10 protein-coding genes, 1 tRNA gene and 1 pseudogene are annotated in these 12274 nt (G+C 63.8%); 3 read left to right on the top strand and 9 right to left on the bottom strand.

The window, feature by feature from the left end:
- Positions 1-27: 27 nt before the first annotated feature.
- The 7 genes from ACCQ16_RS09175 to amaB form a co-directional block, all read right to left on the bottom strand.
- Complete coding sequence (locus ACCQ16_RS09175; RefSeq protein ID WP_029819247.1) at positions 28-732, bottom strand: aspartate/glutamate racemase family protein; 705 nt, start codon at positions 730-732, stop codon at positions 28-30.
- Positions 733-871: 139 nt separating this feature from the next.
- Complete coding sequence (locus ACCQ16_RS09180) at positions 872-1783, bottom strand: DMT family transporter (RefSeq protein WP_029819248.1); 912 nt, start codon at positions 1781-1783, stop codon at positions 872-874.
- The gene (murB, locus tag ACCQ16_RS09185) at positions 1777-2829 is read right to left on the bottom strand and encodes a UDP-N-acetylmuramate dehydrogenase (protein ID WP_277572935.1); all 1053 of its coding nucleotides are present in this window, start codon (positions 2827-2829) and stop codon (positions 1777-1779) included. The genes ACCQ16_RS09180 and murB overlap by 7 nt, the downstream gene beginning before the upstream one ends.
- On the bottom strand, positions 2826-3881 hold the full coding sequence (locus ACCQ16_RS09190) for a quinone-dependent dihydroorotate dehydrogenase (RefSeq protein WP_005923429.1): 1056 nt from the start codon (positions 3879-3881) through the stop codon (positions 2826-2828). The genes murB and ACCQ16_RS09190 overlap by 4 nt, the downstream gene beginning before the upstream one ends.
- Positions 3882-3886: 5 nt before the next feature.
- Complete coding sequence (locus ACCQ16_RS09195) at positions 3887-4654, bottom strand: class I SAM-dependent methyltransferase (RefSeq protein WP_008571242.1); 768 nt, start codon at positions 4652-4654, stop codon at positions 3887-3889.
- A gap of 2 nt (positions 4655-4656) precedes the next feature.
- Positions 4657-4941, bottom strand: coding sequence for a DUF4190 domain-containing protein (locus ACCQ16_RS09200; protein WP_011347158.1), 285 nt, complete (start codon positions 4939-4941; stop codon positions 4657-4659).
- Positions 4942-5435: 494 nt separating this feature from the next.
- Positions 5436-6968 (bottom strand): L-piperidine-6-carboxylate dehydrogenase, encoded by a 1533-nt coding sequence (gene amaB, locus ACCQ16_RS09205; RefSeq protein WP_127167743.1) that lies wholly within the window; start codon positions 6966-6968, stop codon positions 5436-5438.
- Positions 6969-7099: 131 nt separating this feature from the next.
- On the opposite strand from amaB, the gene ACCQ16_RS09210 reads away from it, so the two are divergent.
- Positions 7100-7176, top strand: a tRNA-Arg gene (locus tag ACCQ16_RS09210).
- Between the two features lie 284 nt (positions 7177-7460).
- Here ACCQ16_RS09210 and ACCQ16_RS09215 read toward each other — a convergent pair.
- On the bottom strand, positions 7461-8012 hold the full coding sequence (locus tag ACCQ16_RS09215) for a CPBP family intramembrane glutamic endopeptidase (RefSeq protein WP_218561287.1): 552 nt from the start codon (positions 8010-8012) through the stop codon (positions 7461-7463).
- A 297-nt stretch (positions 8013-8309) separates the two neighbouring features.
- A pseudogene (locus ACCQ16_RS09220) lies at positions 8310-8950 on the bottom strand (VOC family protein).
- Between ACCQ16_RS09220 and ACCQ16_RS09225 the strand changes: the two are divergent.
- Positions 8858-9739, top strand: a complete 882-nt coding sequence (locus tag ACCQ16_RS09225; protein ID WP_240495957.1) for an AraC family transcriptional regulator — start codon at positions 8858-8860, stop codon at positions 9737-9739. The pseudogene ACCQ16_RS09220 and the gene ACCQ16_RS09225 overlap by 93 nt on opposite strands.
- 784 nt (positions 9740-10523) lie before the next feature.
- Positions 10524-12224: a ShlB/FhaC/HecB family hemolysin secretion/activation protein gene (locus ACCQ16_RS09230; protein ID WP_277572936.1), complete on the top strand. Its 1701-nt coding sequence runs from the start codon at positions 10524-10526 to the stop codon at positions 12222-12224.
- Positions 12225-12274 lie beyond the last annotated feature (50 nt).

Genomic DNA, 12274 nt, shown 5'->3' on the forward strand with positions numbered 1-12274 from the left:
CGCGCGCGTTCGGGCGTTCGCTGCGCATCAGCCGGATACGCTCGCGAGCGCCGCTGCCTCGGCGTGCAGTGCGGTGGTGTCGAACAACGGCAACTGTGCATCGGTGCTGTCCACCAGCAGCGAAATCTCGGTGCAGCCCAGGATGATCGCCTGCGCACCGTGCTGGCCGAGCTCGCCCATGACTTTGCAGAAGTATTCGCGCGATTCGGGCTTGATCACACCCTGGCAGAGTTCGTCGTAGATCACGCGATGCAGTTGTGCGCGTGCCTCCGCCGGCGGCACCAGCACGTCCAGGCCGCGTGCCTGCAGGCGCTGGCGATAGAACGGCTGCTCCATGGTGAAGCGCGTGCCGAGCAATCCGACCCGGCTGATGTCAGCTGCGACCAGCGCGTCGGCGGTGGCATCGGCGATATGCAGCAGCAGCAGTGGCGTCGCGGCGGTAATCGCGTCGGCAACGCAGTGCATGGTGTTGGTGCACAGCACGATGAAGTCGGCGCCTGCTGCCTGCAACGCACGCGCGGCTGCTGCCATCGCCTGGCCAGCGCCATCCCAATCGCCGGTATGCTGCAGCCGCTCGATCTCGTGGAAATTGACGCTATACAGCAGCAGCTTCGCCGAATGCAGGCCGCCGCATGCATGGCGGACGCGCTGATTGATGATGCGGTAGTAGGGCAGCGTGGATTCCCAGCTCATTCCACCGATCAAACCGATTGTCTTGCTTGGAACCGGCATGCGAACTCCATGATACGACAGCGGATGAGGTTGCCAGAGCTACGCCACGCAGCGTGCGCTGCGCTTGGGACTGGAGTGTATGTCGGCGTCCGGACCAGATGTATTCGCGATCATGCCCAGGCAGGTCGGGATGCCGGGTTCACTCGCCCGGCTTGGCGCCTTCCACTGGTGCATGCGTAGCGGCGCGACGCGCCAGCACCGTTTCGCGATGGGCGATATAGACGTTGGCGCCGATGATGATGGCCGCACCGATCACGGTGTGGCGTTCGATCGCCTCGCCGAACAGCCACCAACCCAGCAACGCCACCAACGGCAGCTGCATGAAACTGATCGGCTGCAACGCAGAGACTTCGCCCAGCTTGAGTGCGCGCGTCCAGAACAACTGCCCGGCGGTGCCGAAGATGCCGGTGGCCACCAGCCATACCCAGCCGATGCCCTGCGGCCAGTTCCATTGGAACAGCGCCGGAATCAGCGACATCGGCACCCAGAACACGTAGGTGTAGAAGACCACCGTGTCGGAGTCGTCGCTGCGCGAGAGCTGTTTGATCTGGATCGCGACGATGGCGCTGATGACCGCAGCCAACAGCGCAATCAGCAAGCCGGGCGTGAACGTGGACGAGCCGGGTCGCAGGATCACCAGGACGCCGATAAAACCCGCCGCCACCGCCAGCCAGCGCCGCAGCCGGACCTGCTCATGCAGCCACACCACGGCCAGCACGGTGACGAATAAGGGCGTGGAGTAGGAGAGCGAGATGGCCTGCGACAGGGGCAGATGGCCGATCGCCCAAAACCCGCACAGCATCGAGGCCAGGCCGATCAAGGTGCGGGCGAAATACTGCGGCAATTGTCGCGTGCGCGGCAGCGGCTTGCCCGGCCGCACGATCAACGGCAACAACGCCAGCAACCCGAACGCATTGCGAAAAAATGCGATCTCGGTCGTCGCAATCGTGCTTGAGGCCAGGCGGATGGTGATTGCCATCAACCCGAAGGCGAAGGTACTGGTGAGCATCCACAGCGCGGCTCGCCGCGATACCTGCGCTGGGGTCACCAATGCGCCCCGATGATGCGCGGTTCCGGTTCCAGGATCACCGAATAGCGCTCGCGCACCGACTCGGCAATGCGCCGCGCGAAATCCAGCAACTGCGCGCCCGTGGCGGTGCCGTAATTGACCAGCACCAGCGCATGCTCGGGCGACACGCCGGCATCGCCCTCGCGCCTGCCTTTCCAGCCGCATTGCTCGATCAGCCAGGCGGCCGACAATTTGCCCTGGCCGGCCTGCTCGCCCGGATACACCGGCATGTCGGCAAAGTTGGCCTGCAAGGCGGCAATCTGTTCGCTCGGCAGCAATGGGTTCTTGAAGAAGCTGCCCGCATTGCCCAGCACATCCGGGTCCGGCAACTTGCGGCGCCGGATGTTGATCACCGCCTGCGCCACATCGGCCGCGCCCGCCAGTTCGGCGCCCATGCGCGCCAGTTCCTCGCGAATGCCGGCGTAGTCCAGTCGCAGTTCGTGCAGCAGCGGTAGATTGAATTCCACCGCCACGATCAGATAACGCTCGGGCTGCTGCTTGAACACGCTGTCGCGGTAGCCGAACGCGCAGTCGGCCGCATCCAGCCGCACGAACTGCTGGCTATGCCGGTCGAAGGCTTCCACCACGTGGATGAAGTCGCCCACCTGCGCGCCGTACGCGCCGATGTTCTGGATCGGGCAGGCGCCCACGGTGCCCGGAATCAGTGCCAGATTTTCCAGCCCCGACAAGCCCTGCTGCAGCGAGTACAGCACCAGCGCATGCCAGTTCACGCCGGCGCCGGCCCGCACGATGGCGTGGTCGGCACGGTGCGCGATGATGGAAGTCTGGCGGTTGTCGAAGCACAGCACGCAGCCGGGCGGATCGCCGGCCAGCAAGACATTGCTGCCGCTGCCCAGCACCAGCAACGGTTGTCCGGCGATCTCGGGCGCGGCCAATGCCTGCGGCAATGCCTCGGGCGCGTGGACGTTGAGCAACCAGCGCGCGGTGGCCTCCACATGGAAGGTGTTGAGCGCGCGCAGCGGCGCCTGTTCGCTCAGCTGCCAGTCTGTGTGCACTGCATCGCTCATAACGGCGACACCGCACCGCCGCTGGGTGCTTCGCGACGGCGTCGGATGGCGTTGACGCATTCGCCGATGAGCTGCGGGCCGCGGTACACCAACCCGCTGTAGCACTGCACCAGGCTCGCACCGGCTGCCATCTTGGCCACCGCATCGGCGCCGGAGTTGATGCCGCCTACGCCAATCAACGGAATCGATTCGGGCAGGCGCGCGCGCAGGCGCCGCAGCACCAACGTGGATTGCCCCAGCAGCGGCGCGCCGGACAGACCGCCGGCTTCGGCAGCCAGCGGGTGATTGGCCACCAGCGTGCGCGTCACCGTGGTGTTGGTGGCGATCACGCCATCCACTGCCAGGTCGGCCAGCACGCGTGCGGCGGCATCGATGTCGCGGTCGTTGAGGTCCGGCGCCACCTTGACCAGCATCGGCACCCGTTTGCCGTGTTGCGCGCTCAGCGCTTCCTGGGTTTCGCGCAAGTCGGAAATCAGACGGCGCAGCGATTGCTCTTCCTGCAACTCGCGCAAGCCCGCAGTATTGGGCGAGGAGATGTTGACCGTGATGTAGTCGGCCAGCGGATACACGCGCTCCATGCAGTAACGGTAGTCACTGGTGGCCTCCTCGTTGGGCGTGTCCTTGTTCTTGCCGATGTTGATGCCGAGCAGGCCTCCCGTGCGGCGTGCGCGCTGCACGTTGGCCACCAGCGCATCCACGCCCAGATTGTTGAAGCCCATGCGGTTGATCACCGCCTGGTATTCCGGCAATCGGAACATGCGTGGCTTCGGGTTGCCCTCCTGCGCGCGCGGCGTCACCGTGCCGATCTCGACAAAGCCGAAGCCCAGCGCAAACAACGCATCGATGTGCTCGCCGTTCTTGTCCAGCCCGGCACCCAGCCCGACCGGGTTGGGGAACATCAGGCCGAAGGCCGGAGTAGGCAGCGGCACCGGGCGCCTGGCCAGCAATGCCGTGGTGCCGGTGCGGTAGGCGGTGTCGATGGAGCGCAACGCCAGCGCGTGGGCGCGCTCGGCATCCAGGGAAAACAGGAAGGGGCGGGCAAGCGAATACATGCGGGTCAGTTCAATCTCCCGGCGAACACGCGGGTTTGGTATTGGAAGTCGATCAGCCCATCGTGCGCATATGCATCGAACAACGTGCGGAGTGCGGCGAGCATCGGGGCATGACGTGGGTCGTGCGCAAGCGGGGCGTACGAGGACGATAGCAGGCGGCCGCGCAAGCTCTCGAAGTCCAGCCGCTGCACGTTCGGAAAGCGCGCCATCGCGCAGAAGCCATCGCCGAACCACGCCTGCATAGTGGCATCGTCTTGATACCGCTCGGCCACTGCGGAATAGTCGGTGCCGTAATCCAGCAGCAACTGCTCGTAGCCGCGCAGGAACGCGGTGCTGTCCAGTTCGCGCGAATTCCAGTACACCACCGCCAGCCCGCCGGGCTGCAGGATGCGCGCCCATTCGGCGTGCACGGCCTGCATGTCGAACCAGTGGAAGGCCTGCGCCGCAGACACCAGGCCCACGCTGGCATCGGCCAGCCCGGTGGCTTCGGCGGTGCCGTCGATCGCCTGAAACTTGGGAAATTCCGCCAACCACTGCAGCGCCGCGTCACGCATGGCCTGGTTGGGCTCCACCGCCGTCACCGCATGCCCGGCTTCCAGAAACAGGCGGCTGGAAATGCCGGTGCCGGCGCCGATGTCGGCCACTGCCGTTGCGGGCGTCACGCCCAGTTCGTCATGCAGCCAACGCAGCAGCTGCGGCGGGTAACTGGGCCGGTAGCGCACATAGGCCGCTACGCGGTCGTTGAAGCGCTGGGCGGAGGAGGGCGTGGCCATGCTCAACTGTTGGCGGCCGCAAGCCAGGCCATGCCGCCAAAGAACAGCAGGAAAAACGCGATTCCCACCACCCAGAGCGCCACCGCCAGCCAGCCCATGATGAGGCCGCCGATGGCCAGGCCGTCGCCGTCCAGACCCTGGGGATTGCGGCGGATTTCCGCGCGGGCCAGATGCCCGGTAATGATGGCGCAGATGCTGCCCAGGAACGGGATCAGCGTCCAGCCGAGAATGCCCGCAACCAGGCTGACGATCGCCATGGCGCTGGTCTGTCGAACGACAACGTTCATCATGAACTCCTTGAAAGGCGGGCAGCCGAAGGCTGGCGTCGCATGATTATCCCAGAGCCGCCGGGCAAAAGGCGTGCCGTTTGCGGCCAAACGTCGTTGCGGGGCTGGTTTTGCGGGCGGGAGCGGCTGAAATGGCTGCTCGTGCGGGTAGGGCGTGGTCATGCCCGTCGAGACGCGTCCTGCCGGACGCTGGCTGTCGGTGGTGCCGAACGGGCGCCATGTGGCCCGGCGGGTTCAAGCCGGGCCGGTGCCACGGGGCGCCTGCGTTGTATCGCCGGCGGACGCTGCGCCCCGTGCAGAGGTGGCGTACGTTGCACAGAGCCGGATCGGCGAACGTCGGCTGCCGCCGCCGGCGCTTCCTGGCTGCCACTGCCGCTGCGATGGCGAGAACCACCGGATTGTGTGCGTCGGCTACGCAGCGCGGGCCGCTGCAACAGGCTCGTTGCGACCATGCGGCGCGCCGAGCATATGCCCGGCGCGCCATGCAATCTCGATCAAAGATCGAACTTGATGCCCTGCGCCAGGGGCAGCGAATCGGAGTAGTTGATGGTGTTGGTCTGACGACGCATATACACCTTCCACGCATCCGAGCCAGACTCGCGCCCGCCGCCGGTTTCCTTCTCGCCGCCGAACGCGCCACCGATCTCCGCACCCGAGGTGCCGATGTTGACGTTGGCGATACCGCAGTCGCTGCCTGCCGCCGACAGGAACTTCTCGGCGGCCTTGAGGTTCTGGGTGAAGATCGACGACGACAGGCCCTGCGGCACGCCGTTCTGCAGCTCGATCGCCTCATCCAGCGTGCTGTACTTCATCACGTACAGGATCGGCGCGAAGGTCTCGTGCTGCACCACTGCGTCGCTGTTCTGCAGCCCCGTGACAATGGCCGGCAGCACGAAGTTGCCCGGGCGATCGATCGCCGTGCCGCCCACTTCGACGGTGCCGCCGGCCGCCTTGGCCTTGGCGATCGAGTCCAGGAACTGCGCAACGGCGCCCTGGCTGTTGAGCGGGCCCATCAGGTTTGCCGGGTCGGTGGGGTCGCCGATCTTGCTGTCGAGCTGCTTGTACGCCTTGACCAGCGTCGCCAGCACGGTGTCATAGATGGAGGCGTGCACGATCAGGCGGCGCGTGGTGGTGCAGCGCTGCCCGGCAGTGCCGACGGCACCGAACACGATGCCCGGGATGGCCAGCTTCAGATCGGCGGTTTCGTCCAGGATGATGGCGTTGTTGCCGCCCAATTCCAGCAGGCAGCGGCCCAGGCGACGGGCGACTTTCTCTGCCACCACGCGGCCAATCTGGGTCGAACCGGTGAAGCTGATCAGCGGCACGCGGGTGTCTTCGACCAGCTTTTCCGACAGCGCCGTGCCGGCATCGTTGATCAGGAAGAAGATGTCCGGGAAGCCGGCGTCCTTCAGTGCCGCGTTGCAGATCTTCATCGTCGCGATCGCGGTCAGCGGCGTCTTGTTGGACGGCTTCCAGATGCAGATATCGCCGCAAATCGCCGCCAGAAACGCATTCCAGGCCCACACCGCCACCGGGAAGTTGAACGCGCTGATGATGCCCACCAGCCCCAGCGGCTGGTACTGCTCGTACATGCGGTGGCCGGGGCGCTCCGAATGCATGGTGTAGCCGTAGAGCATGCGGCTTTGGCCCACGGCAAAGTCGGCGATGTCGATCATCTCCTGCACTTCGCCGTCGCCTTCTGGCTTGCTCTTGCCCATTTCCAGCGCCACCAGCGAACCGAGCGCATCCTTGTGCGCACGCAGCGCCTCGCCGCACAGGCGCACGGCCTCACCGCGACGCGGCGCCGGCGTGGTACGCCACACCTTGAAGGCTGCCTGCGCGCGCCGGACGATCAACTCATAATCTTCCGGCGTGGTGGCCTGCACCTCGGCGATCACCGCATTGGTGGTCGGATTGAGCGGCTGCAGCACCCCGGCGCCGGCGGCCTGCGACCAGGTCGCCTCGCCAAGATAGGTGCCGGAATTGGACGCAGCGAGGTCGAGCGCCTTGAGCAGGTCAGCGGACATGGGATCTCCTGGAAACAGTGGCGGTCACGGTGGCCGAGCCATCCGCAACACGGTAGCCGGCGATTTTAGCAGGCTCCGCCGGCCACCTACCGGCTTGGCAATCGCAACGATCGTGCGACAATGCCGCCCTTGGCCCCGTAGCTCAGCTGGATAGAGCGTCCCCCTCCTAAGGGGAAGGTCGCCCGTTCGAATCGGGCCGGGGTCACCAGCAATCGATGGCTGATGCGCAAGATGGGAGCACATTCGTAGGAGTGGTCGGCTGGCATCGAGCAAGTCAACTCTCGCCTCGCCCAGGTGGGCCACGGTATCCGGCAAGGTGCTGCTCTGGTCGAGGGCGCCGCCGCTGCCGCGCTTGCTCGCTCGCTCGAAGTTGATAGGCCATGCCGCCATGCACTAATGGCAATACCGAGCCCGACGTCGCAGCCGTTGGCATGATCGAACGGTCCAGTGCCGCAGCCTGATTTACCGCGCGGGCATTAACGCATGCGGCAGTCAATACCACCCAAGATAGAGCGTCGTCACGCCCCAGGTATCGACGAGTCCGTGCGCCAGGATGAGCGCCAACAGATTGCGGTTTGAGCGCAGATACGCATAGCCGAATGCTGCGCCGACGATACCCGTCAGCGCGATTCCCGAGATGCCTTGGCTCGCATGCATGGCGCCAAACACGACACCGCCAGCAATGGCTGCGGTGAGGCGACCTAGACTGCTGCGCTTGAACAAGGCTTCCAGTTGATGCATCAAAAATGCCCGAAACACCAACTCCTCACCGATGGCTGCGCTGATCCATGCAGAGCCGATTAGCTGCAGTGCAGCCGGTGCGTTATGACGAAGCGCGCCATAGGCGCTGTAGTCGGTCTTCGTGTCTGTCAGATAGTCGATGAGCGGCTGAAAGATTGGCGTGATGAGAGCGGTGACCAGCAGCACCAGGATAGCTGTCCACCCAACTGTTGGACCAAACCGTTTCCAGCTCAGGCCGCAGGCCCAACGGCTGCGGGTCTCTTGCCACACAAGTGCGGCCCCCATCAGGCCAACCGCTGGCATGCGCCAAGGAAAGGGCATCCAAGGGAAGTAGGCGAGCGCCATCACCACGCAGATCATCGCCAGCCTGGCGAGTGGATGGCTTAGAACGGACGGGGCATTGCGACTAGCAAGAGCAGACCACTTTGATTGAGACATGTCGACCAGATACGTCACGGGCATCCGATAGTAGCGAGCTGTCGGTCGGCAAGACCGTGCCAAACGACACGATGACTTTTCAGCACTTGTCTCAGCGCGGACTTGGTATATGCAAGATCGATGCGCACTCCGATCTTTTTTTTTCAGTGATCTCGCCAGCTCTCAAATCGCTTGCCACAATTCCGCTTTATTGCCGTCCGGGTCGATGACCCAGGCAAACAGGCCGAATTCGGACTTCACAATCTTCTCTGACACGCGGCAGCCCGCAGCTTTGAGCTTGGCAATCAGCGACTCCAGGTCGTCGACCCGGTAATTCACGATGAACGGGGCGGTGGTGTTCTCGAATTGGGCGCTTGTTTCGTCCTGAACAGCCCAGGCCAATGCGTTTTCAGCGCCTTCCACACCCGCGCTGGTGTCGAACACTGTGCCTCCCCACGTTTGCACCTCGATCCCCAGCTGCGCCGCGTACCACCGTTGCAATCCAGGCGCGTCCTTGGATTTGATGATGATTCCGCCGATCCCTGTCACTCCGTGCATGTCTGATCCCTTGCCAGCCTTCGTCAGTGGATTGAATGGCAGGCAACGCTGCCAACCCTGATGGAAAATGCATTGCCCACGGGATCAAGATATAGCATCGTCACTGCCGCCACTTGTCGGATCTTGCGCACATGCCGATCAGCGAAACGGTGCCCCTTACCGTGGTCCAGAGCGTGAACCGTGCGCTGGACTACATCGAGGTCAACCTTGCCGGGCAGCTGTCGCTGTCTCTGATCGCAGGTGCGGCTTGTGTTTCGCCGTTCCATTTTCAGCGCATGTTTCGCGCCGTGATGGGCGAAACCCCGCATGCATTCGTGCTGCGCCGACGGCTGGAAAATGCGCTGGGCGATATTTCCCAAGGCAATCGTCAACCTTTGACAGACATCGCGTTGGGTCGGGGATTTTCGTCGTTATCGGATTTTTCCAGGAACTTCCGAAGACACTTTGGATGCTCTCCAAGAAAACTGGATCTGGAGACGTGCCTGGCCGGCCGTCGGCGTGCGCTGGACGACACCTTGGCAGGTGTATCGGGCCTCGGTGGTAGTGCTGCAGACGATGCACAGGAATTTTCGGTCACGCTGCGCGATCTCCCGGAGCGCACGGTCCAGTACCTTCGCGTGCACCGCCCCTTTGAGGAAGGCTCCGTCCAAGCAGCAGCCATGCGCTTGGTGGCATGGGCACAAGACGCCGGCGTCGAGCATCATCAGTGGTTGGGCTACCTCTGGGATCAACCTCGTCTGGCATCTGCAGGGGATTGCCGGTACGACGTCGCGGTGGAGGTCACGCATGGGCGTCATTGCGGTGAGATCGGCGTTTTCCGATTTCCACCCATGAAGGTGGCCGAGGTCGTGATACGGGGAGGACTGGCGCTGGAAATGCGCGCGTTTGGTTGGTTACGCGATACATGGCTGCCTGCCAGCGGATATCTGCCGAAAGACCTGCCAGCGTTCGAGGCATGGTTGGGTCTTCCTTACGCGCACGGTGCCGAGCATTTCGAATTGGCATGTCAAATTCCCATCCGTGTCCCAACTGCGCCGGGCGGATGGGATCAATGACAACGGACTGGGACACCCAGCTCTAGTGAGTCAGATTCAGAAGTGAATTCTTGAAGTTCACAGCGGTCCCAGCGGCCGCATCCTCACCACTTTTCAAGCCTGGCCAGCGGTTATTGCCGCCGCTTGATCTGCAGCAAGCGGCGCGACGCCCAGCTCGCTGGGCATGAGGCTGTGCATTGTGCTGGCCCCTTGGTCGCGCGGGTTGGCAAGCAAGACTTGTTCGTAGATGGCTGGGGCGTCCGTGTAGATCTGCTGGCCGCGTCGTTGCTCGGTCTAGGCGAATGGGGTAAGCGGTGTGAAGGCACGATTCAGTGCAGGCCCAACTTCAGCGCGATGCGCCTGGGCCACGCATGCGGCGAACGAAGCGAACTAAAGTAGGCCGGCTGATCCCTCAGATCCAATGCGGCATTGCCCACTTCATCAAAATTCAACCAAGTGGCGACGCGCGTAGTCCTTCATATGCCTCACAGGACATCCGAGAGCGCATCCAATTGGCGGCACGATAGAAGACGTTGAGGCCAAAAGTGCTGGCTTTTTACGACATAACTCGGAGCCTTCACAATCAATGGATCCGTTTTTTTAGTGATTTTCATCACAAAACACTGACGCTCGGGTTTTTCTTACAGGGTTTCCCCGACACTACGCATTGACCGTTTTTTAACATTCCGTCACAGTCGCACCGCACTCAGCGTGCTCAAGGGTGGCGCCGCCGTTTTGGTGGCCAGGCACGCTGATGCGGGTGACGGCGTGCAGTAGCGCGACCGCCGCACAGGGGGCATGACAGATGTGGATGCGATCGGCGCCCTTGGCGCTGGCGGTTTGCCTGTGGGCGGTCGCCGGGCTGGCGGCTGCACAACAGTCGGCACCGACAACGCTGGATCGGCAGGAGCAATTGCGCCAGGCCGAGGAGATTCAGCATCGCCAGGAACAGGAGCGCCAAGCGCCCTTTGCCGGCCCGCGCGAGGACGCCGACCGCGTGGACGCGCGCAGCACCGTGCTGCCCAAGGAAGACCTGTGTTTTTCGATCACCCGCTTGCGCCTGTCGGGCGCAGGCGATGATGCAACGCGCTTTGCGTGGTTATGGAAGTCTCTGCGCCGTTACCAAGGTCGCTGCATCGGGCGTGCCGGCATCGACATCATCCGGCGCCGCGCCTTGGATCAGTTGGTCGCACGCGGATTGGTCACCACGCGCATCGGCGTTCCGGAACAGGATCTGTCGCGTGGCGAACTCCGTTTGGAACTGCTGCCCGGCCGCTTGCGCGAGGTGCGCGTGGTGTCCGACACCGAAGGCGCGCACTGGAAAACGGCATTGCCGCTCCGCAGGGGGGACTTGCTGGATCTGCGTGCCATCGAGCAGGCGGTGGAGCAGTTCAAGCGTCTGCCGTCGCAGGACGCAAAGATCGATATCGCCCCGGGCGAAGCACCAGGCGAATCGGATCTGGTGATCACCCTGCAGCATGGGCGACGCTGGCGCGGTGTGGCTAACGCCGACGATTCCGGTGTGGAGGCTACCGGCCGTGTGCAAGGTGGGTTGGACGTTTCGCTGGATAACCCACTGGGGCTCAACGATCTGCTCAGCATTGGCTACAGCCATGACCTGGCCACACGCGACGAAGAACGCGGCACACGCGGCAACAGCCTGAGTTACAACCTGCCTTGGGGATGGTGGACGTTCGCGCTGTCGGCATCGTCGTACCGCTATCACCAGCGCGTAGACGGTTTTTTACAAACCTTCCAGTCCAGTGGCGAGTCCAGCAATGCGCAGCTGGATATTCAGCGCGTGCTGCATCGCGACGGCACCAGCAAGACTTCGGCCGGTGTGGTGATTGGCCGTCGGCGTGCGCGCAGCTATCTGGATGGCGTGGAGATCGGCATCCAGCGCCGTGATACCAGCAGCGCGGAGTTTTACTTCACGCATCGGCGCTATCTGGGCGCGATGCAGCTGGACATGCGTCTGGCGCATCGGCGCGGCACCCCGTGGTTCAACAGCCAGTGGACCGGCTACGACCCGCAGATCGGCTTCCCAACGTTTCGCTATGCCGTGACCACGCTGGACGTGAGCACGGCGCTGCCGTTCAAGCTGGGCCCCGTGCCGATGGCGTGGGAAAGCAGCCTGCGTGCACAGACCGCCGGCGAACCGCTACTGGGTTCCGAGTTCGTCACCATTGGTGGCCGTTACAGCGTGCGTGGTTTCGACGGTGAAGCGACGCTTGGCGCCGAAAAAGGCGCGTACTGGCGCAATACCTTGAGTTTCCCAGTGCAGCAGATTGGGTTGACCCCGTATCTGGGCCTGGACGCCGGCCGCATCGATGGCACCAGCGCCAGCGGGCTGCGCGGTCGCAGTTTGGTGGGCGGCGCGGTGGGCCTGCGTGGCGGTTGGTTCGGTGCCAGCGTCGATGCGTTTGCCGGTTGGGCGATCCACCGCCCCGACGGATTTGCAAGTGCGCAGCCGGCCTATGGCGTGCGTGTGATCTACCAGTTCTGACACGGATCGCGTCGCCAGCCGGCTACGCGTTTGTTGATTGATGACGCCAA

Origin of the sequence: Xanthomonas sp. NCPPB 1062, assembly GCF_041481705.2 — a bacterium.
GTDB lineage: Bacteria > Pseudomonadota > Gammaproteobacteria > Xanthomonadales > Xanthomonadaceae > Xanthomonas > Xanthomonas euvesicatoria.

Coding starts and splice junctions, on each gene's coding strand:
- ACCQ16_RS09175 (WP_029819247.1), bottom strand. CDS start 732: ATGCCGGTTCCAAGCAAGACAATCGGTTTGATCGGTGGAATGAGCTGG.
- ACCQ16_RS09200 (WP_011347158.1), bottom strand. CDS start 4,941: ATGAACGTTGTCGTTCGACAGACCAGCGCCATGGCGATCGTCAGCCTG.
- amaB (WP_127167743.1), bottom strand. CDS start 6,968: ATGTCCGCTGACCTGCTCAAGGCGCTCGACCTCGCTGCGTCCAATTCC.
- ACCQ16_RS09195 (WP_008571242.1), bottom strand. CDS start 4,654: ATGGCCACGCCCTCCTCCGCCCAGCGCTTCAACGACCGCGTAGCGGCC.
- ACCQ16_RS09215 (WP_218561287.1), bottom strand. CDS start 8,012: ATGCCAGCGGTTGGCCTGATGGGGGCCGCACTTGTGTGGCAAGAGACC.
- murB (WP_277572935.1), bottom strand. CDS start 2,829: ATGAGCGATGCAGTGCACACAGACTGGCAGCTGAGCGAACAGGCGCCG.
- ACCQ16_RS09230 (WP_277572936.1), top strand. CDS start 10,524: ATGTGGATGCGATCGGCGCCCTTGGCGCTGGCGGTTTGCCTGTGGGCG.
- ACCQ16_RS09190 (WP_005923429.1), bottom strand. CDS start 3,881: ATGTATTCGCTTGCCCGCCCCTTCCTGTTTTCCCTGGATGCCGAGCGC.